General features: G+C 29.4%; 24 protein-coding genes and 1 tRNA gene. 9 read left to right on the top strand and 16 right to left on the bottom strand.

All coding sequences use genetic code 11. The annotated features are described in order from the left end of the window. Positions 1 to 8: 8 nt before the first annotated feature. Together rpoN and ABY298_RS01625 are read left to right on the top strand one after the other, a co-directional pair. Positions 9 to 1,466: an RNA polymerase factor sigma-54 gene (rpoN, locus tag ABY298_RS01630; protein WP_372744243.1), complete on the top strand. Its 1,458-nt coding sequence runs from the start codon at positions 9 to 11 to the stop codon at positions 1,464 to 1,466. Positions 1,467 to 1,672: 206 nt separating this feature from the next. Next, a complete protein-coding gene (locus tag ABY298_RS01625) occupies positions 1,673 to 2,092 on the top strand; it encodes a hypothetical protein (protein ID WP_372744242.1) in 420 nt (139 codons plus the stop codon). Here ABY298_RS01625 and ABY298_RS01620 read toward each other — a convergent pair. The 6 genes from ABY298_RS01620 to ABY298_RS01595 all read right to left on the bottom strand — a co-directional run bounded on the left by ABY298_RS01620 (position 2,080) and on the right by ABY298_RS01595 (position 6,490). Then, entirely contained in the window at positions 2,080 to 2,754 is a 675-nt protein-coding gene (locus ABY298_RS01620; protein WP_372744241.1) for a porin family protein, read from the bottom strand. The two genes, ABY298_RS01625 and ABY298_RS01620, sit on opposite strands and share 13 nt — an antisense overlap. A gap of 77 nt (positions 2,755 to 2,831) precedes the next feature. Further along, on the bottom strand, positions 2,832 to 3,308 hold the full coding sequence (locus ABY298_RS01615; protein ID WP_372744240.1) for an ExbD/TolR family protein: 477 nt from the start codon (positions 3,306 to 3,308) through the stop codon (positions 2,832 to 2,834). 9 nt (positions 3,309 to 3,317) lie between these two features. After that, on the bottom strand, positions 3,318 to 3,941 hold the full coding sequence (locus ABY298_RS01610) for an ExbD/TolR family protein (RefSeq protein WP_372744239.1): 624 nt from the start codon (positions 3,939 to 3,941) through the stop codon (positions 3,318 to 3,320). A gap of 7 nt (positions 3,942 to 3,948) precedes the next feature. Beyond that, a complete protein-coding gene (locus ABY298_RS01605; protein WP_372744238.1) occupies positions 3,949 to 4,410 on the bottom strand; it encodes a hypothetical protein in 462 nt (153 codons plus the stop codon). A 9-nt stretch (positions 4,411 to 4,419) separates the two neighbouring features. Then, entirely contained in the window at positions 4,420 to 5,166 is a 747-nt protein-coding gene (locus ABY298_RS01600; protein WP_372744237.1) for a MotA/TolQ/ExbB proton channel family protein, read from the bottom strand. 286 nt (positions 5,167 to 5,452) lie between these two features. After that, a complete protein-coding gene (locus ABY298_RS01595; protein ID WP_372744236.1) occupies positions 5,453 to 6,490 on the bottom strand; it encodes an asparaginase in 1,038 nt (345 codons plus the stop codon). A gap of 79 nt (positions 6,491 to 6,569) precedes the next feature. On the opposite strand from ABY298_RS01595, the gene ABY298_RS01590 reads away from it, so the two are divergent. Continuing rightward, on the top strand, positions 6,570 to 7,265 hold the full coding sequence (locus ABY298_RS01590; RefSeq protein WP_372744235.1) for a zinc metallopeptidase: 696 nt from the start codon (positions 6,570 to 6,572) through the stop codon (positions 7,263 to 7,265). Positions 7,266 to 7,331: 66 nt separating this feature from the next. Here ABY298_RS01590 and accC read toward each other — a convergent pair whose 3' ends face one another. From accC to pdxA, 6 genes are all read right to left on the bottom strand, one after another. Further along, the gene (gene accC / locus ABY298_RS01585; protein ID WP_372744234.1) at positions 7,332 to 8,681 is read right to left on the bottom strand and encodes an acetyl-CoA carboxylase biotin carboxylase subunit; all 1,350 of its coding nucleotides are present in this window, start codon (positions 8,679 to 8,681) and stop codon (positions 7,332 to 7,334) included. A gap of 82 nt (positions 8,682 to 8,763) precedes the next feature. Then, complete coding sequence (gene accB / locus ABY298_RS01580; RefSeq protein ID WP_372744233.1) at positions 8,764 to 9,240, bottom strand: acetyl-CoA carboxylase biotin carboxyl carrier protein; 477 nt, start codon at positions 9,238 to 9,240, stop codon at positions 8,764 to 8,766. A gap of 26 nt (positions 9,241 to 9,266) precedes the next feature. Continuing rightward, entirely contained in the window at positions 9,267 to 10,262 is a 996-nt protein-coding gene (locus ABY298_RS01575; protein WP_372744232.1) for a beta-ketoacyl-ACP synthase III, read from the bottom strand. A gap of 150 nt (positions 10,263 to 10,412) precedes the next feature. Further along, on the bottom strand, positions 10,413 to 10,607 hold the full coding sequence (gene rpmF, locus ABY298_RS01570) for a 50S ribosomal protein L32 (protein WP_372744231.1): 195 nt from the start codon (positions 10,605 to 10,607) through the stop codon (positions 10,413 to 10,415). 5 nt (positions 10,608 to 10,612) lie between these two features. After that, positions 10,613 to 11,164, bottom strand: coding sequence for a DUF177 domain-containing protein (locus tag ABY298_RS01565; protein ID WP_372744230.1), 552 nt, complete (start codon positions 11,162 to 11,164; stop codon positions 10,613 to 10,615). A gap of 79 nt (positions 11,165 to 11,243) precedes the next feature. Then, a complete protein-coding gene (gene pdxA, locus ABY298_RS01560) occupies positions 11,244 to 12,287 on the bottom strand; it encodes a 4-hydroxythreonine-4-phosphate dehydrogenase PdxA (protein WP_372744229.1) in 1,044 nt (347 codons plus the stop codon). A 62-nt stretch (positions 12,288 to 12,349) separates the two neighbouring features. On the opposite strand from pdxA, the gene ABY298_RS01555 reads away from it, so the two are divergent. Next, positions 12,350 to 12,934 carry a riboflavin synthase gene (locus tag ABY298_RS01555; RefSeq protein WP_372744228.1) on the top strand — a complete coding sequence of 195 codons (585 nt, stop codon included), beginning with the start codon at positions 12,350 to 12,352 and terminating at the stop codon, positions 12,932 to 12,934. Here the strand turns inward: ABY298_RS01555 and ABY298_RS01550 are convergent, their stop codons facing one another. Further along, entirely contained in the window at positions 12,935 to 13,150 is a 216-nt protein-coding gene (locus ABY298_RS01550; RefSeq protein ID WP_372744227.1) for a PID-CTERM protein-sorting domain-containing protein, read from the bottom strand. A gap of 246 nt (positions 13,151 to 13,396) precedes the next feature. Continuing rightward, a tRNA-Ile gene (locus ABY298_RS01545) sits at positions 13,397 to 13,470 on the bottom strand. Between the two features lie 100 nt (positions 13,471 to 13,570). Here ABY298_RS01545 and ABY298_RS01540 point away from each other — a divergent pair. Continuing rightward, a complete protein-coding gene (locus ABY298_RS01540) occupies positions 13,571 to 14,083 on the top strand; it encodes an alpha-ketoglutarate decarboxylase (protein WP_372744226.1) in 513 nt (170 codons plus the stop codon). Here ABY298_RS01540 and ABY298_RS01535 read toward each other — a convergent pair. Further along, positions 14,067 to 14,414: a hypothetical protein gene (locus tag ABY298_RS01535; protein WP_372744225.1), complete on the bottom strand. Its 348-nt coding sequence runs from the start codon at positions 14,412 to 14,414 to the stop codon at positions 14,067 to 14,069. The two genes, ABY298_RS01540 and ABY298_RS01535, sit on opposite strands and share 17 nt — an antisense overlap. Then, on the bottom strand, positions 14,414 to 15,385 hold the full coding sequence (locus tag ABY298_RS01530) for a polyprenyl synthetase family protein (protein ID WP_372744224.1): 972 nt from the start codon (positions 15,383 to 15,385) through the stop codon (positions 14,414 to 14,416). The genes ABY298_RS01535 and ABY298_RS01530 overlap by 1 nt, the downstream gene beginning before the upstream one ends. A 161-nt stretch (positions 15,386 to 15,546) precedes the next feature. Here ABY298_RS01530 and ABY298_RS01525 point away from each other — a divergent pair, with 161 nt between their 5' ends. From ABY298_RS01525 to ABY298_RS01510, 4 genes are all read left to right on the top strand, one after another. Then, positions 15,547 to 16,152, top strand: coding sequence for a TetR/AcrR family transcriptional regulator (locus ABY298_RS01525; RefSeq protein ID WP_372744223.1), 606 nt, complete (start codon positions 15,547 to 15,549; stop codon positions 16,150 to 16,152). 4 nt (positions 16,153 to 16,156) lie between these two features. Next, the gene (locus ABY298_RS01520; protein ID WP_372744222.1) at positions 16,157 to 17,488 is read left to right on the top strand and encodes a TolC family protein; all 1,332 of its coding nucleotides are present in this window, start codon (positions 16,157 to 16,159) and stop codon (positions 17,486 to 17,488) included. 12 nt (positions 17,489 to 17,500) lie between these two features. After that, positions 17,501 to 18,631: an efflux RND transporter periplasmic adaptor subunit gene (locus ABY298_RS01515; RefSeq protein WP_372744221.1), complete on the top strand. Its 1,131-nt coding sequence runs from the start codon at positions 17,501 to 17,503 to the stop codon at positions 18,629 to 18,631. 82 nt (positions 18,632 to 18,713) lie between these two features. Then, positions 18,714 to 21,392, top strand: a 2,679-nt coding sequence (locus tag ABY298_RS01510; RefSeq protein ID WP_372744220.1) for an efflux RND transporter permease subunit, incomplete at its 3' end; no start/stop codon positions are given.

The raw sequence follows: 21,392 nt of genomic DNA, 5'->3' as shown, positions 1-21,392 counted from the left end.
AATTTTATATGCTAAAACAAGGATTACATCAAAAACTATTACAAAAGTTATCACCACAACAAATTCAGTTGATGAAGATGATTCAATTGCCTACACAAGCATTTGAACAGCGATTGAAACAAGAATTAGAGGAAAATCCTGCCTTAGAAAGTGGAAAAGAAAACTTAGATGAATTTGATGATAATTCAATAAATGATGAATATGATGATTCAGGTAATGATACTATAAATACAGATGATATTAATATTGATGAATATTTAAGTGACGATGAAATTCCTAATTACAAAACGCAAAGTAATAATTACACAGCTGATGATGACGAAAAAGATATTCCATTTGCATCAGGAACTTCTTTTACACAACATTTAAAAAATCAAATAAACACCTACAGATTAACCGACGACCAAGAAATTATTACAGATTTTTTAATTGGAAGTATTGATGAAAGTGGTTATTTAAGACGTGATTTGCTAGATGTGATGGATGATTTGGCCTTCACTCAAAACATTTACACCACCATTGAAGAATTAGAACAATTACTAAAAATTGTTCAAGAATTAGATCCTGCAGGTGTTGGCGCAAGAGATTTAAAAGAATGTTTAATACTTCAGCTAAAAAGAAAGGATGAAAAACCTGCCAGAACTTTAGCAATTAATATTTTAGAACAATCTTTTGATCAGTTTGTAAAAAAACATTATGCCAAATTAATTCAAAAATTTCATGTTACTGAAGATGAATTAAAGGATGCTATTCGCCAAATAGAAAAATTAAATCCAAAACCAGGTGGTTCACATGTTGGCAATAATAAAATTGCAGAACAAATTGTACCCGATTTTTCTATAAGAATTGACGAAGGGGAATTAGAGCTTACACTTAATTCAAGAAACGCACCAGAATTGCATATTTCCAAAGAATATAACGACTTATTAAGCGGTTATAAAGATTCTGCCGATAAATCTCAATCGCAAAAAGATGCAGTTTTATTTATAAAACAAAAATTAGATTCAGCAAAATGGTTTATTGATGCCATTAAACAGAGACAGCAAACTTTGTATTTAAATATGAATGCAATTATGCAATATCAAAAAGAATATTTTTTAACTGGCGATGAACGTAAGTTAAAACCAATGATTTTAAAAGATATTGCTGATATTATAAATATGGATGTTTCAACCGTATCAAGGGTTGCAAACAGCAAATTTGTTTCTACACCATACGGAACCAAATTAATTAAAGATTTCTTTTCAGAATCGATGAAAAATGACCAGGGAGATGACGTTTCTACCAAAGAAATTAAAGACATTTTATTAACTGTTATTGATAAAGAAAATAAGAAAAAACCCATGACAGATGATAAACTTGCCAAACTTTTAAAAGAAAAAGGATACCCAATAGCCAGAAGAACAGTAGCTAAATATAGAGAACAATTAGATATTCCTGTAGCCAGATTAAGAAAAGAAATTTAAAGAATTAAAAAATGACACGTAAACTTTCAATATTTATCTCCTATTTCTTCCATCCTATAAATTTTTCCATTCTTGGAGCTATATTATATTTTCTATTTATTCCAAAATATATTTTTAAAACACAAGAACATACTATTTTACTGGTAATTTTTTTAGGAACTTACATTTTTCCATTATTTCTTTTATTCCTTCTTAAAAATTTTAAGATGATTCAGAGCTATTACATGGATACCATTGAGGAGCGAAAGTTTCCAACTATTTTATTTATTTCACTTACTTACATAATAGGAAACTGGTTGTACAAATCTACTATTGTAGACTTATTAGCATTATTTTATTTTGGATATGGTTTTGGCTTAATTGTTTCGTACGGCCTACTTCATTTAAAAACCAAAATAAGCCTTCACGCGTTAGCAATTGGTGGTTTAATCGGTTTTTTAATATACTTTAGCTATTACTTTAAAATAAACTTACTTCTAATCTTAATGGTTTTGTTTGTATTAAGTGGATTAATTTTATCTTCAAGATTACGCTTAAAAGCTCATAAACTAACAGAAGTTATTTTAGGTTATTTAGTTGGAATAGCTACACAATTAATAGTATTTTTAGTTTTTTACAATATGTAAAACTTTAAACCTATATTAATCTCTTTCATAGAAATATCTTCTCCGTCAAGCGATAAATCATTAAAAATTGGATTTAAACCATAATAAAAATACAAATTCCAAGTACTATAACCAGCAGAAACATAAATTCCAGTTTGAAATTTATTTACCTCAGTAATATTTTTAGTTTTAACGGTACTAACATCATCTGTAAATTTAGAATCAAAAGAAAAAACGTATTCTAATTTCAGTCCTCCGTAAACACGCCAAAACTTATATTTAGTCGCAGAAGAATTACGCCATCGCAATTCTAACGGAACTTCAATAGCATGTAATGTAAATTTATTAATAGAATAATCTTCAGCTAAACTTACCTCTGTAATTCCATTTACCTCAGCAATCTTCATATTTTGAACAAACACCCCATATGAATAACCAGCGCCTAAACCAAAGCCTATAGAACGTTCCTTATTAATAGGAAAATCTTTAATAAAACCAAGCCCCATTCCACCTGAAAAACCATTTTGAGAGACTTCTAAGGGTTTATTTTGTAAAATATTATAGGTAAGAGTCAAATATATTTGATCTTCTAAGTATTTATAATCTATTGAATCCAATTCAGTTTGTGCTGAAATGTTCAATGAACCAAAAATTAAAATAAGTATTACAATTCCTTTATTCATACTAACAAATGTAGTTTATAAAACCAAAAAAGGCAATAGAATTTCTATTGCCTTTTTTTAAAATACTAATTTTTACTTTATTTTTTATAATTACCTGTTAGGTCATTTCCTCTAGCTGTAGAGAAACTTACCTTTAAGGCATTTATATCACGTAATTGCTCTTTAATATCTAATATAGTACCAACACTAGCTTCTTTATCAGCTTTAATAGAAGTAGTCATAAATTTAACTTCTTCTTCTTTTCTTAAAGCTCTCTCTGCAAAAATAAAACTAGGAACATCTTTCACGTCAATAATTTTGTCATTTACTTGGATTTTATCTCCAGAGATTCTTGAATCTTTAGATTTCCCAACATAAATTGTACTTACTAAACTTTTTTGCTCTAATTTTTTAACTTCACTAGCAGTAGGAAGGAACGGTTTTTTAATTAATAAATCCGTTTCTCTCATCGTAGTAGAAACCATAAAAAAGAATAACAACATAAATACAATATCAGGTAAAGATGCCGTAGAAATTGCAGGTAACCCTTTTTTCTTCTTTTTAAACTTACTCATAATCTGATATTATTTTAATGGTTCAGGTTCAGTAATAATTTGAGGATATTTATCTTTCAAATTATCAATTTTCGCTTTTAAACTTTCCGTTGGATCGTTATCGTAATCACTAATTAACTGATCATAAGATCTACCATATAATTTAGTGGAAAGGTCATTTCTTAACTGATTGTATGCCGCTTCAATTTCATTTTGAATAGTAATATACATTCCGTAAGTTGTACCTCTATCACTTTGTAACGAGATAATAGCCTTAGAAGGGTGATCTGACGATGCTGGATCTTTTGCTCCATTACAATAGTCACAAGGTTCTCCAGGTTTACCATCAATAGAGTTTCCAATACCACCTCCGTTATCAATAAATTTCATTACTAAACCTTTGATGTCTGTTACTTTAACAAAATCAGTACCTTCAATCAAAATTTGATTGTTACGGTTTACAACTATATCAAAAACATTCTTTTGTTTAACAATAACATCATTCTTTTGATCTGGCGGTGATTTTTCTGGTAATTTTCTTGCGATACCAGAATCAACATCCATAGTAGTTGTTACTAAGAAAAATATTAAAAGCAAGAACGCAATGTCTGCCATTGAACCAGCATTTATTTCTGAATTTTCTCTTCTTGCCATGATATATTTATTTTACAAGTCCTTTAACAAAGTCATATAAAAAGAATACTAAACCAATAGATCCTAATATAAAACTGTAGTTAATTAATGTGCTTACCCATCTAGAAACACTTCCAGCTTCTCCATCAGGTAAAACTTTACCTAATTGATCAGTTACAGCGTCTCCTGAAGCAAAAGAATAAGATACCACTAACAATACAAGCAATATTCCAACTCCAATTAAAGATCTTTTTAATACATCTGGGTGCTTAAACAAGTTTATTAAAGAATAAACTACTGCAATTAAAGCTGTCGCAGCCAATGTAAAAATAGAAAATGTAATAAAAGGAGAAAGTATGCTGTTTTGTAAGCTAGCATCATTCTCTATATTTGTATCACCTTCTACAACAATTCTAATAAAGAAAAAGAAACCAATCAATCCTATTAGACCTGTTATATAAGTTAATATCTTAGAAATTTTTGTATTCATAATTTATTATTATTTTTTGTGTCTAACCAAAAGGTCAACAAGTGAAATAGAAGCATCTTCCATATTATTTACAATACTATCAACTTTAGAAATGATATAGTTATAAAAAATTTGTAAAATAATAGCAACAACTAAACCAAATACAGTTGTTAATAATGCCACTTTAATACCACCAGCAACAACAGTTGGAGAAATATCACCTGCAGCTTGAATAGAGTCAAACGCATCAATCATACCAATAACTGTTCCCATGAACCCAAGCATAGGTGCTAACGCAATAAATAAAGATAACCAAGAAATGTTTTTCTCTAATAATCCCATTTGAACTCCACCGTAACCAACAACTGCTTTTTCAGCTGCTTCTACACCTTCGTCCATTCTATCTAAACCTTGATAGAAAATTGAAGCAACTGGTCCTTTTGTATTTCTACAAACTTCTTTTGCAGCTTCAACACCACCTGATGATAATGCATCATCAACACTATTTACTAATTTCTTAGTATTAGTAGTAGCCATATTAAGGTAAATAATTCTTTCAATTGCAATAGCTAATCCTAAAATTAAAGCTACTAATACAATTCCCATAAAGAAAGGTCCACCTTCAATAAAACGTTGTTTTAATTCTTGGTGAAATGTTTTTGATTCTGTTGCATCAGCAACTTGTTCAGTGTTAGCTGCATCTTGTGCAATAGCTTTAGGTGCTGCTCCAAATAACAATAATCCTGTAATCGCAAGGATAGTAAATACTCTTTTCATCGTGTAATAGTTAATTTATTAATTTTTATCCGGTTTTAAAATTTACAAAAAACACAACCAATTAAACGTAGTAATTTTCTTAAACTTCAACTCTACAAATTTAATTTAGCTATGTGCCGTTTGCGAATGGCAAGTAACAAAAAAATGTTGAATTCTGAAAATTTTACAACCACTTTAAAAAAATATTTTTTTTAACACTCTTTTTCTCAAAAATATATCTAAAACCTTCTGAATTTCATTTTTTTTTGAAATATATTCAATAAATCTAAATTATATTACAGAATTTCTAGTTTGGTTTTGAAATTTCTCCTCTCAGAGAAGTTTCAAAAATTATTCGAAACTGATTTTTAGGAATTTTTTCACCTAAAAGGTACATGAGCTTTGCAATTGCCGACTCTGTTGTTATGTCAAAACCGCTAATAACTCCTATTTTTTGAAGTTGCACACTCGTTTCATATTGTCCCATAATAACACTTCCTCCTGCACATTGGGTAACGTTTACAATTTGAATACCTTCTTTTATTGCATCCTTTAACAAGGAAACAAACCATTTATCACTTGGTGCATTCCCTGCTCCATAGGTTTCTAAAATTACACCTTTCAAATTTTCAATAGAAAGAATGCTTTTTACAACTTCTTTAGTAATTCCAGGAAATATTTTAAGAATTACAATATCTTTTACCATATTTTTTCTAACCACTAAACTTTCTTTTGAATGTGGTTTGAAAATCAGATTTCTATCAAATTTTAAATGGACTCCACTTTCACAAAGTGGTGGATAGTTTGGAGAAGTAAATGCCTGAAAATGTTCTGAATTTATTTTTGTTGTTCTATTCCCTCTATATAATTTGTATTCAAAATACAAACAAACCTCTTTAATTATAGGTGAATCATTTTCTACAGCTGATGCAATTTGAATAGATGTAATTAAATTTTCTTTTGCATCAGTTCTTAAATCACCAATTGGCAACTGAGATCCTGTAAAAATTATAGGTTTTGAAAGGTTTTCAAACATAAAACTAATAGCTGATGCTGTGTATGCCATTGTATCGGAACCATGCAAAACTACAAATCCATCATAACTATTATAATTGATTTCAATAATTTCTGCTATTAAAACCCAATCGGAAGTATTCATATTGGACGAATCTATAGGTTTTTTTAATGAAATACTTTCAATAACACAATGCAACTGATTAATTTCGGGAATTTGATTTAAAAGTTTATTAAAATTAAACGTCTTTAAAGCACCAGTTTTATAGTCTTTTACCATACCAATGGTACCTCCTGTGTAAATTAATAGTATTTTCGGTTTTTTTGTCATTTTGTCTGTTCCTTTTTTTTTGGAATAATTTATGATGTAAATTTACCAAATAAAAAATTTATTAACTAAAAAGAAATTTATGGGATTTTATATATTAATTGGAATTATATCTTTAGTAAGTTGGCTTGTAAGCAACAAACTAAAAAGTAAATTTAAATATTATTCTACTGTTCAACTAAGAAACGGATTAAGCGGAAGAGAGATTGCTGAAAAAATGCTCCACGACAATGGTATTTTTGATGTTAAAATTATTTCTACGCCTGGACAATTAACTGATCATTACAACCCGCTTAATAAAACTGTTAATCTAAGTGAGTCCGTATATGCTGAAAGAAATGCTGCTTCAGCTGCCGTTGCTGCGCATGAGGTTGGTCATGCTGTTCAACATGCACAGGCTTATGAATGGTTAACTATGCGATCTAAACTAGTACCAGCTGTAAATGTTTCTTCTAAATTTTCGCAATGGCTAGTTATTGGAGGTATTTTAATTAGTGCGTTTTCGGGTAATTCTGGAATTGGTTTTACCATCGCCATTGCTGGACTTGCAATGATGGCTGTAGCCACTATTTTTAGTTTTATTACTTTACCAGTTGAATATGATGCAAGTAATAGAGCGTTAGCTTGGTTAAAAACAAATAATATGCTAACCGAAGCTGAACAAGATGGGGCTAAAGATTCTTTAAAATGGGCGGCAAGAACTTATTTAGTTTCTGCACTTGGTTCCTTAGCTATGTTGCTATATTGGGGAATGCAAATATTAGGAAATAGAGATTAATTTTAGAATAAAGCAATAAAAAAAGGATATGATTTCTCATATCCTTTTTTTTTATTTTAAATTTTATTATTCTGCTTCAGGAGCCAACACAAAATCTTCCATAAATTTTGTTGTATAGTTTCCAGCAATATAATCTGGATGATCCATCAACTGTCTATGGAAAGGAATTGTAGTTTTTATTCCTTCTATTACAAATTCATCTAAAGCTCTGCGCATTTTTGCAATTGCCTCTTCTCTAGTTTGAGCTGTAGTAATTAATTTTGCAATCATTGAATCGTAATTTGGTGGAATAGTATATCCAGCATACACGTGCGTATCAACTCTTACCCCGTGACCTCCAGGAACATGTAATGTTTGTATTTTTCCAGGTGAAGGTCTAAAATCTTTATAAGGATCTTCTGCATTAATTCTACATTCTATTGAGTGTAACTTAGGTAAATAGTTTTTACCTGAAATTGGAACACCAGCTGCCACTTTAATTTGTTCATAAATTAAATCGTAGTCAATAACTTGTTCAGTAATTGGATGTTCTACTTGAATACGCGTATTCATTTCCATAAAATAGAAATTTTTATGCTTATCCACTAAAAATTCAACGGTACCTGCGCCTTCATAAGAAATAAATTCAGCCGCTTTTACAGCTGCTTCTCCCATTTTCTTTCTTAATTGAGTTGTCATAAATGGTGAAGGTGCTTCTTCAGTAAGTTTTTGATGACGACGTTGAATTGAGCAATCTCTTTCAGATAAATGACAAGCCTTTCCGTAAGAATCTCCAACAATTTGAATTTCTATATGGCGTGGCTCTTCAATTAATTTTTCCATATACATTCCGTCGTTTCCAAACGAAGCAAAAGCTTCTTTTCTGGCAGAATCCCATAGTTCTCTTAATTTCTCTTTTTTCCAAACGGCACGCATTCCTTTTCCACCACCACCGGCAGTTGCTTTAAGCATTACCGGATAGCCCATTTCATCGGCTAATTTTTCAGCCTCTTCAAATGTATCAAGTAAACCATCAGAACCTGGAATTGTAGGCACACCAGCCGCTTTCATAGTAGCTCTGGCAGAAGCTTTATCTCCCATTTTACTAATCATATCAGCAGTTGCACCAATAAATTTAATATTGTGCTCTTCACAAAGTTTAGAAAATTTAGCATTTTCTGATAAAAATCCGTACCCTGGATGTATAGCATCTGCATTTGTAATTTCTGCAGCTGCTAATATTGATTGCATTTTTAAATACGATTCACTACTTGCAGGTGGTCCTATACAAACCGCTTCGTCGGCAAATCTTACATGTAAACTTTCAGCATCAGCAGTTGAATAAACTGCAACCGTTTTTACACCAATTTCTCTACAAGTTCTTATAACTCGTAGTGCTATTTCGCCTCTATTAGCTATTAATATTTTTTTAAACATAAATTCTTCAATTTTTCAACATTCAACAAACAAATTCTAAAAAATATTTTAGAGTTTGGGAATTGAAAATTGTGATTTTACATTAGGATGGATCTACTAAAAATAATGGTTGACCAAATTCAACTGGTGTACCATCTTCTACTAGTACTTTTATAATTTTCCCTGAAACTTCTGATTCAATTTCATTAAATAGCTTCATTGCTTCAACCATACAAACAACGGTATCTGCACTAATAGTATCTCCTACCTCAACAAAAACTGGTTTGTCTGGAGATGGTTTTCTATAAAAAGTTCCAATTATTGGAGAAGTTATCTCTTTATATTTCGACGTTTCATTAACAACTGGTTCCTGAGCTGTTGGTACTGTAGCAACTTGTGGTTCCCCTTGCGCTACTGGCATTTGAGGAATGTTTAGTGGTGCTTGTTGAACTATTGTAGTCTCTGTTTTTTCAGATCCTGTTTTAATGGTGATTTTAATATCTTCCATTTCTAACTTCACTTCACTTGCGCCAGATTTGGCTACAAATTTTATTAGATTTTGAATATCTCTTAAATCCATATCGTTCGTTTTTAGTTGTTAATTTATTAAGAATTATATGCCCATTTAAGATAGATAGATCCCCATGTGAATCCACCTCCAAATGCAGCAAATATTATATTATCTCCTTTTTTAAGTTGTTTTTCGTAATCTGCTAATAATAACGGTAATGTTGCAGAAGTAGTATTACCATATTTTTGAATGTTCATCATTACTTTTGAACTTTCCATTTCAATTCTATTGGCAGTTGCTTCAATAATTCTTTTATTAGCTTGATGTGCTGCAAGCCAATTTACATCATCTTTAGTTAGGTTATTGCGCTCCAATATTTTAACAGCAACATCTGCCATATTAAAAACTGCATTTTTAAATACTGTTTTCCCATCTTGAAACACAAAATTTTCTCTTTTATCCAATGCTTCCTTTGTTACAGGATACATAGAACCACTAGCTTTTACACGTAAAAATTCTCTACCAGCTCCATCACTTCTCAAATATTCATCTTGTAACCCTAAACCTTCTTCATTTGGTTCAAACAAAACAGCTCCGGCTCCATCACCAAATATAATACATGTTGCTCTGTCTGTATAATCTATCATAGATGAACATTTGTCAGCACCTATTAATAGTACTTTTTTATACCTTCCAGATTCTATATAACTAGATGCAACTGACATGCCATATAAAAAACTTGAACAAGCTGCTTCTAAATCAAATCCAAAAGCATTTACGGCACCAATTTCTGATGCTACATATGCAGCTGTAGCAGCTGCTTGCATATCAGGTGTTGCGGTTGCAACTAATACTAAATCTATTTCTTTTGGATCTAACTTTTTTTTCTCAATTAATTCTTGAGCTGCTTTAATAGCCATAAATGAAGTTCCTTTACCTTCTCCTTTTAGAATTCTTCGTTCCTTAATTCCTGTTCTTGAAGTAATCCATTCATCGTTCGTATCCACCATTTTTTCCAACATTTCATTAGTTAAAATGTCTTCTGGAAGATATTTTCCAACGGCCGTAATTGCTGCAGTAATTTTAGTCATATTATATATCTTTTAACAAAAAGTGACACTCCAAAGTAATGAAATTTATTTCTATTCAATACTTATTTTTGTCATTTTTTGGTTCTATTAGGCTTAAAAAACAAAAAAAACCCTCAAAATGAGAGTTTTTTGCATAATTATCTTAATTAATTATGCTTGTGTTTCAACTGAATCAATAACAATTTGACCTCTGTAATAAAGCTTTCCTTCATGCCAATGAGCTCTGTGATATAAATGAGCTTCACCAGTTGTTGGATCAACAGCTACTTGTGGCGCTACTGCTTTATAATGAGTTCTTCTTTTATCTCTTCTTGTTTTTGATATTTTTCTCTTTGGATGTGCCATTACTCTTATTTTTTTCTATTAGTGTATTCTTTTAATTTATTCCATCTAGGATCAATGTCCTTAATGTCTTGTTCTTCTATTTCTTGGTCTAGATCTTTAATTTCTAATTCTTTTAATTTTTCTAATACGTCAGATTCTAAGGTTCCATCCTTTATACCTGGGTGAATTCTTTTTAAAGGAACATTTAATACAATTGCTTCATATATATATTGAGCAACATTTATTTTAAATTCGGAATGTGGTATAATAAGCAACTCTTCATTCTCATCATTATACTCCTGACCAAATTTAACTATTAAATCTATCTCAGCTTCAATTGGTTGATGAAAAAACTCATTTGTTAAATCACAAGCTACTTCTACCCAACCTGAAAACTGAAAATTTAATTCAAATATTGTTGCTTTCTTTAAAAACGAAATTACAACTTTTACACTTGAATCATTAAACTCATCGTACTTCAAAAAATCAAAGAACTTTTTCTCAATTAAATATTCAAACTTATGATTACCTTCTTTTAAACCTATAAAAGAAATATCAAACTCTTTTAAATCTTTCATTTAGAACTTCAATTTGAGCGTGCAAAGATATAAAATTATAAATAGTATTATAAAATTATTTTTGATAAATTTTATGTTTTTATTTTTGATCAGAAATTTTTAATACGTTTTCTGTCAAACTTTTATATTCTGTTCTTGTTCTAAAAATTTGGATTGCGCTAAAAACGGCCTCTTTAAATGAGTTTATATTAGCCTTATCTTTCCCTGCTAACTCATAAGCTGTTCCGTGATCTGGTGAGGTTCTTATTTTATTTAAACCCGCAGTAAAATTTACACCTCCTCCAAAAGCTAATGTTTTAAATGGCGCCAAACCTTGATCATGGTACATAGCTAAAATGGCATCAAAATTTTTATAATTTTCAGACCCAAAAAAACTATCTGCTGCATACGGACCGTATACAATTTTACCGGTTTTTTGAATTTTAGTAATTGTTGGTCTTATAACTGTGTCGTCTTCGGTTCCAATAACACCATTATCTCCACAATGTGGATTTAAACCTAACAATGCAATTTTAGGCTTAGAAATGGCAAAATCTTCTATTAAAGTTTTATGTAAAATTGCTACTTTCTTTTCTATTAATTCAGCAGTTATAGTTTCAGAGATTTTTGAAACTGGTATATGACCCGTTATTAAACCAATTCTTAACGTATCGGACATTAAAATCATTAAACTTTCACCTTCTAATTGTGACTCTAAATACTCTGTATGCCCAGGAAATTTAAAGTTCTCCGACTGAATGTTATCTTTATTAATTGGAGCTGTAACCAAAACATCGATCTCATTATTACTTAATGATTTTGTAGCGGCTTCCAACGATTTAAATGCGTATTCTCCAGAAAAAGCGGTAGGACTTCCTAAATTAATTTCAATATCTTCTTTCCATAAATTAAGTACATTTAATTTCCCTTCAATTGCTTTATCTACTTCTCTAATTCCATTAATTGGAATATTGGTATTTAAGGTTTTTTGCCATAAGGAAATTAATTTTGTAGAACCAAATATAATAGGTGTACAAAAATCTAACATTCTTTTATCTAAAAATGTTTTTAATATAATTTCTATCCCAATACCATTAAAATCACCAATAGAAATTCCTAATTTTATTTTTTCAAATTTATCCATTAAACAAGTTAATTATTCTTAATTTTGAGACTTCAAAAGTAATCAATTTAATTTACAAAATCATGTTTACAGGTATTATTGAAAGTTTAGGAACTGTTAAAAATTTAGTTAAAGAAGGAGATAATTTACATATTACAATTGAAAGTAATTTTACAAATGAACTAAAAATTGATCAAAGCATTGCTCACAACGGAGTTTGCTTAACAATAGTTAACATAAAAGATAAAGAATATACTGTAACAGCAATTAAAGAAACGCTTGACAAATCTAATTTTAAAGAAGTTAAAATTGGTGACTTAATTAATTTAGAAAGAGCAATGGTACTTGGAGCTCGTTTAGATGGACATATAGTACAAGGACATGTAGATCAGACTGCTACTTGTACTGAAATTAAAGAAGAAAATGGTAGCTGGTTTTTTAGTTTTGAATATGATAGTGCTTTAAACAATATTACTATTGAAAAAGGATCTGTAACTATAAATGGTACTAGTTTAACTGTAGTAAACTCTAAAAAGCATGCTTTTTCGGTGGCAATAATTCCTTATACATATGAAAACACAAATTTTCACACCTTTAAAATTGGAACTATTGTGAATTTAGAATTTGATGTAATTGGAAAATATGTTGCTAGACTTTTAGAAAAATAATTAGTTATTTTTCTTTTCAGATTTATAAATACCGTAAATAACTCCTGAAATAATTAAATAAAGAATACCACCATCAATCGGTAATCCCGGAAGTGGAGCCGGGCCAGATTCTTTGCCTCCATTATTAGGCTGAGGCGGTGTTTTTTGAGCATAACTAGTGGCGCAAAAAAACATTACTAAAAAACTTAACACATAAATGTTAACTTTCTTTCTCATTTGGGGTTGAGGTTAAATTTAAATAATCTTCTGTAAATCAAAAAACTACAATTACAAATATACTTCTTATTTTATAAATTTCAAATACTGAAATAAAATAATGAAAGACAAATATATATTTAAATTTTAATATTCCATTAAATTCACTAGTGCAATTAATAAAATGCACTAAACTGCATATAAATGGGAATATTTTGTCATAAAAAAGCCTTTCAACTAATTGAAAGGCTTTATAAGTTTTAAAAGTGGTCCCACTTGGGCTCGAACCAAGGACCCTCTGATTATGAGTCAGATGCTCTAACCAGCTGAGCTATGGGACCTAAAACTGGGCGCAAAAATAAAACATATTTACTTTATGCGCAATTTTTATGATACAAAAATATTACATTTATTTATTTATCTTAGCTTTAAACTTATAACATGCACAAAATTACTTACTTATTAATTTTTAACCTACTTATTAGTTATTCTGTTTTATCACAAAAAACTGAAAATACTTATAGTTTTACTGACCATATTAGATTTGGAGGTGGATTTAATATAGGGTTAAGCGGCTCTTTTTCTACAATTTCTATTTCACCAAGCGCTATTTATGATTTTTCTAACGAATTTTCTGCTGGTTTAGGATTAACTTACGTGTATTTAAAAAATAAATCGACCTATAATAATACAACTCATTTATATGGTGGAAGTATTTTAGCTTTTTACAAACCAATACAATATATACAATTATCTACAGAATTAGAAGAATTAAAAATTGATCAAAATTATAATACTGCCAATTTTTCTCGATGGCAAACTGCCTTATATATTGGCTTTGAGTATGTAACTGGAAATGTTGCTTTAGGATTAAGATATGATGTTTTATATGATGAGGAAAAAAACATTACTCAACCATCGGCTTTAACACCTGTTTTTAGATTTTACTTTTAAACCAAACTTTTTGAAATTCTCTTTTTATAATTAAAAAAGAAATTTCTCTGATATTCTCTTTTAAATCAACTCCTGTAACAAGTGCTAACTCTTTTTCAGAAACATCAATTCTATATAAAAGGTTTAAATAATCATCATATTGTGTTGTTATTAATTTATAAATTAATTTATTTAGTTGTTCATTTACTTCAGTAATTAATAATTCTGAACCAAACTCGCTATCTATATTCGCTAACTGAAAATCTTTATTTAACTGTTCAATTAATTTAGGTAAATAATGCTCACTTTCAATTTTTTTAAATATTTCTATTTGATTATTGGATGAAAACATTACACGGTTCGTTTCATTAAATTTAATCCAAAATTTTTTAAAACAGCTTTCTTTTCATCTGAAAGAGTTAAAGAATTTAAAATTTCAAATGCTTTATTTGTATAACTTTCTATTTCTTTAATGGTATTTTCATCTATTTTATTATTGATAAAAAGTTCCGTTACTCTTTGTACCTTTTGAGCGTTTCCTTTTTTATCTGAATATAATTTTAACAGTTCTTTTACATCACTTTTATTGGCAATTTCAATACATTTTAAAAATAAAAATGTCTTCTTATTTTCTAAAATGTCTCCTCCTATTTGTTTTCCAAAGGTTTCGGCATTTCCAAAAGTATCTAAATAATCGTCTTGTAATTGAAATGCAATTCCTAAGTTTAAACCAAAGTTGTAAATTTTAGCAGCTTCGGCATCATCAACCTTTGCAATTATTGCGCCCATTTTCATAGCTGCAGCAACCAAAACAGATGTTTTAAAGGTTATCATTTTAATATATTCCGCAATTGTAACATTATTTCTATTTTCAAAATCTATATCTAATTGCTGACCTTCACAAACTTCTAATGCCGTTTTATTAAACACTGTTAATAGCTTTTTGTACATTGTTGGTTCATAATTTTCAAAACATTGATACGCAACAATCATCATAGCATCACCGCTTAATATACCCGTATTTACATTCCATTTTTTATGTACCGTTTCATGTCCTCTTCTCATAGGAGCACTGTCCATAATATCATCATGTATTAGCGTGAAATTATGAAAAACTTCAATGGCCAAAGCAGCATTAAGTGCTTGCTTAGAATTTCCTCCAAAAAGATCGCAAGTAAGCAAGGTTAAAATTGGACGCAACCGTTTTCCACCTAATTGAAGTATATAATGTATAGGTTTATATAAATTTTCAGGTTCTTTAATAGTAATTGAGGAATTTAAATAGTCTAAAAAATTATCTTTATAGGTGTCTACAATATTCATTTCATTATTTTTTTGTAAAAATACAGCTTTCCCTTTTACAATTAAATAGTTGCTTCTTTTTTTTGATTGTTATCAAATTATTAAAACTTAGGAAACTTTTTTTGTTTCTTTAGTTTCCTTGTATATATTTGCACCGTTAATTTAAAATGAAATTAAATTTTATGAAAAAAACTATTTTGCAAAAATCTGGTGAAATATTTTTAAAATTTGGGTTTAAAAGTGTTACTATGGATGACATTGCAAATGAACTTGGTATTTCCAAAAAAACTATTTACAAATACTTTAGCAATAAGGAAGAATTAGTTGATGAGGCTATATCACATATTCATGAGCATATCCATAATTCTGTTTTATGTATTTGCAAAAAAGGCTATAATGCCATTGAAGAAAATTTTGAAATTAAAAATACATTTAAAGACCTGTTTAAAAATACCGATGACTCTCCAATGTATCAGCTTCAAAAATATTACCCTAAAACGTATAACAAATTAATGGCAGATGAATTTTGTATGTTTAAAGAATGTATTTTAAAAAATATTGAAAAAGGAATAAATGAAGGATTGTATCAAAAAAATTTAGAACCCGAATTAATTACAAAATTTTATTTTTCATTAGTTATGGGTGTTCATGACACCAACCTACACAAATACAACAAAAACACTATAAATAACCTAGAATTAAAAGCTTTAGAATATCATATAAGAGCAATTGCAACAAGCAAAGGAATTAAAGTTTTAGAACAACAATTAGAACAAAACGAACATTAAAAAAATGAAAAACTACTTACTAATATTTTATGGAATACTTTTAAGTTTCCAACTAAATGCTCAAGAAAGCATTTCTCTATCGTTGGATCAAGCTATAGATTATGCTTTAAAAAATAGCTACGCTTCTATAAATGCAGCTAGAGATATTGATGCCGCAAAACTTAAAAAATGGGAAACAACTACAATTGGGTTGCCACAAATAAACGCTAGTATAGATTATCAAAATTGGATCAAACAACAAATAACTTTAATAGATTTTGACCTTGATGGAGTAAATGAAGAATACATTTTTACCCAAAAACAAAGCATGAATGCAACTGCTACATTAAATCAATTAATTTTTGATGGCTCTTATTTGGTTGGATTACAATCGGCAAAAACTTACTTAAAAATATCAGAAAATGCAAAAGAAAAAACTGAATTAGGCATAAGAGAAGCTGTTATTAATGCTTATGGAAATGTGCTTTTAACAGAAGAAAGTGTATTAATTTTAGAAAAAAACATTGCAACGCTCCAAAAAAACTTAGATGAAACTATAGAAATATATAAAAATGGATTAGCGGAAGAAGAAAGTGTAGAGCAGTTACAAATTACTTTAGCTTCGGTAAAAACCCAATTATCTAAAACCAAAAACTTAAAGAATATAGCCTACAAAATGCTAAATATTACTTTGGGAATAAACATAAATACCGTACTTGTTTTAACTAATAATTTAAATCAATTAGCAAAAGAAAATTTAAATTTAGGTTTACTTACTAATGATTTAACTGTAGAAAACCATATTGATTATAAAATTGCAAAAAACAATGAAAGAGCAAATGAACTTTTAGTAAAACTAGAGCAAAGTAAAGCGTTACCAACTTTAAGTAGCTTTATTAATTTTGCATATGTAGGATACGGAGAAGAGTTTGATTTTACTAAAAAGGATCAAAAATGGTTCGATTCATCTTTATTGGGCGTTAGTTTAAACATACCAATTTTTAGCAGTTTAGCACGTAGTTCAAGAACACAACAAGCAAAAATTGAATTAGAAAAAGCAAAAACAAACTTAACCGAAACCGAACAAAAATTACAATTACAATTGGCAACTGCCAAAACAGATTATAATTTTAGTATTGAAGAGCTTGAAACATCTAAGCAAAATTTAGCATTGGCTGAACGCATTGAGAAAAAACAGCAAATAAAGTTTTTTGAAGGACTTTCTACAAGCTTTGAACTTACGGAAGCACAAAGACAACTATACACAATGCAACAAAATTATTTACAAAGCATGTTGCAATTAATAGCAAATAAAGCAGCCTTAGATAACGCATTAAATACACCAATTAACAACTAGAAATCAAAAAAAATGAAAAATATATTCCTACTTTTTACAGCAGCCACTCTACTATTTTCATGTGGTGAAGAAATTAAAAAATCATCAATTTCAGATTTAAATTCTGAAAAAAATTCTATTATTAATCAAATTGATAGTTTAAACAAACAATTAAAAATAGTTGAAAACAAACTTTTAAAATTAGACACTACTAAAAAACTACATGTTGTAACTATTTTACCTGTAAAAAAAGAAGTTTTTAAACATTATATAGATATACAAGGTGTTGTTAAAGCAGATAAAAATATTGAAATCCGTCCGGAAATGGGTGGAACTGTAACTGCCATTTACGTTAAAGAAGGACAACAAGTTGCTGCAGGGCAAACATTAATTCAGTTAGATGATGCTGCGGTTAAAAATAGTATAGCAGAGTTAACAACACAATTAAATTTAGCCAAAACTACCTTTGACAGACAAGAACGTTTATGGAATCAAAAAATTGGTTCTGAAATGCAATATTTACAAGCAAAAGCACAAAAAGAAGGTTTAGAAAACAACTTAGCATCTTTAAAAACACAAGTAAGAAAAATGAAAATTATTGCTCCGTTTAGTGGAATAGTTGATGAAATATTCCCAAAAATTGGAGAATTAACTAGTCCAACAGCTGCAACGGTTCGCTTATTAAATTTAAACAATGTATATATTGAAGCGGACGTTACTGAAACGTATTTACCGGTAGTAAAAATTGGCACTGAAACAATTTTAAACTTTCCGTCAATTGGAAAAGAAGTGGAATCTAAAATTACACAAATTGGGAACTATATAAATCCAGATAACAGAAGTTTTAAAGCACGCATTAACATTTCTAACAAAGATAATAGCATTAAACCAAATTTATTGGCCAACTTAAAAATAGTAGATTTTAAGCAAGAAGGATTAGTAATTCCATCAACATTGGTACAAAAAGATCAAAAAGGAAACAATTACGTTTTCACCATAAATACTGCTAATGGAGAAAATATTGTTGACAAAAAATTAATTACAATTTTAAAAGAATATAATAACGAGGTATTTATTTCTGAAGGACTTGAAGCTACAGACACACTTGTAGATAAAGGCGCTAGAATTGTAAAAGCAGGTGATATTGTTAAAATAAACAATTAATTGAATGTAGTAAGGAGAAATGAAGAATTTACATATTTCCTAATACCAAACACCTGATACAAATTAAAAAAACAACATTAAAATGAACAAAGAATTTAAAATATCTACGTGGTCTATTCACAATAAAATGACAGTTTTTGTGATAATTGCCATGATTTTTATAGCAGGTATATTTTCTTATACAAGTATGCCAAGAGAAGCATTTCCAGAAATTGTTGTGCCAGAAATTTATGTTTCCACACCTTATCCTGGAAACTCAGCACTTGATATTGAAAAACTGGTTACCAGACCTTTAGAAAAAGAAATAAACGGAATTTCTGGTGTAGATGAAATTGTTTCAACATCTATTGAAGGATATTCAACAATACAAGTAACATTTGATTTTAGCGTAACACCAACAGAAGCTTTACGAAAAGTAAAAGATAAAGTTGATGCCGCTACTTCCGATAAAGATTTCCCAAAAGATTTACCTGCTGATCCGCACGTACAAGAACTAAATTTTGCCGAATTAATGCCAATTATGAACATTAATTTATCGGGAGATTTTTCTATGGATAAACTAAAAGAATTTGGAGAGTATTTAGAAGAAGAAATAGAAAAAGTTCCTGAAATATCAAAAGTTGAAATACGCGGAATTCAAGATAAAGAAATAGAAATTAGTGTTGATTTGTTTAAAATGGAAACATCGCAAATCAGCTTTAATGATATTGCAATGGCCATTCAAAATGAAAATATCACCGTTTCTGGAGGTGATTTACTTGAAAATGGCATTAGAAGAAATGTTCGTGTAATTGGAGAATTTAAATCGGCAAAAGAAATAGAAAACATTATTGTTAAACAAGAAAACAACAATATTGTTTATTTAAGAGATATTGCAATTGTAAGTTTTAAAGAGCAAGAAAAAGAAAGTTATGCACGTGAATTTTCACAACCTGTTGTAATGCTTGATGTAAAAAAACGCGGAGGAGAAAATTTAATAAATGCCTCAGAACAAATTGATCAAATATTAGCAAAAGCAAAAGAAGAATATTTACCTGCAAATTTAAATGTATCTAAAACAAACGATCAAACTAACGATACTAAAACAATGGTTGCCGACCTTGAAAACAGTATTATTTTAGGAATTATTTTGGTGGTTGTAGTGTTACTATTCTTCCTTGGAATTAGAAATGCGCTTTTTGTAGGTATTGCAATACCGCTTTCTATGTTTATGTCTTTTATACTATTAAGCGCATTGGGTGTTACATTAAATACTATGGTACTTTTCTCACTAGTTATTGCACTAGGAATGTTAGTAGATAATGGTATTGTGGTTGTAGAAAATGTATATAGATTATTAGATGAAGGCTATTCTAAAATAGATGCTGCAAAATATGGTGTTGGTGAAGTTGCTATGCCAATTATTGCTTCTACAGCCACAACGTTAGCAGCTTTTATTCCATTAGCATTTTGGCCAGGAATGATGGGTGAATTTATGCGATATTTACCAATTACATTAATAATTGTATTAAGTTCATCATTATTTGTTGCCCTTTTAATAAACCCAATGTTAACTTCTATTTATATGAAAATAAAAGAAGATGAAGTTAATTTTAAAAAGATTTTAATTTATAGCAGTATCTTATTTACTGTTGGTGTTTTATTTATTATTGGCGGTTTATCCACAGGTAGTAAATTACTAAATGCTTTAGGTTTGCTTTTAGCATTCGCTGGATTATTACGTGTTATAAACACCAAATTTTTAAGTCCGGCAACAGAATGGTTTCAAACAAAATTTTTACCAAAATTAGAAGTTTTCTATGAAAGAACATTAGTATATACATTGCGCGGAAAAAGACCTAGATGGTTCTTTTTTGGAACATTTGGATTATTATTCGTTTCATTTGTTTTATTTGCCATTTTCCCTCCAAAAGTATTATTCTTTCCTGAAACACCTCCAAAACAAGTATATGTTTATTTAGAATACCCTATTGGAACAGATATAAAAGAAACTAATAACCTTTCTATTGAAATTGAAAATAAAATTCAAGAATATTTAAAAAAGTATGAAGTTAATGGTAAAAATCAAATTATAACTTCAGTTATTGGTCAAGTAGGTGAAGGAACAAGTGATCCAAACCAAGGTCAGCAAGGCGGAACAACTCCAAATAAAGCTAGAATCACGGTAGATTTTGTTAAATTTATGGATCGTGGTGATATTGATACTGATGAGGTTTTAATTGAAATAAGAAATTTACTAAAAAACTTTCCGGGCGTAAATATTACTGTTGATAGACCTTCGGATGGCCCACCAACTGGAGCACCAATAAATATTGAAGTTTCTGGTGATGATTATGAAGAATTATTAGCAACTTCAGAAAACATAAAACAATACATTAATGAAGCTAATATTTTAGGAATTGAAGAGCTAAGTTTAGATGTAGAACAAGGAAAACCAGAATTACCATTTATTATTGATCGTCAAAAAGCTAGAAGCTTAAATGTTTCAACCGCTCAAATTGGAGATGCAATAAGAACATCATTATTTGGTAAAGAAGTATCAACCTTTAAAGATGGTGAAGATGATTACCCAATAAACATTCGTTTAATGGATAAATACCGCTACAACAAAGATGCTTTGTTAAATCAAAAAATTACATTTAGAAATGCTAGTAACGGACAAATAGTACAAGTTCCTGTTGCTGCTGTTGCGCAATCTGAAACTTCATCAACATTTAGTGCGGTAAAACGTAAAGAATTAAATAGAGTTATTACAATTTTC

The organism is Lutibacter sp. (genome assembly GCF_041596795.1).
Classification (GTDB): domain Bacteria; phylum Bacteroidota; class Bacteroidia; order Flavobacteriales; family Flavobacteriaceae; genus Lutibacter.
Note: the sequence above shows the minus strand (reverse complement) of the source record. Positions and strands in the feature narration are given on the sequence as shown.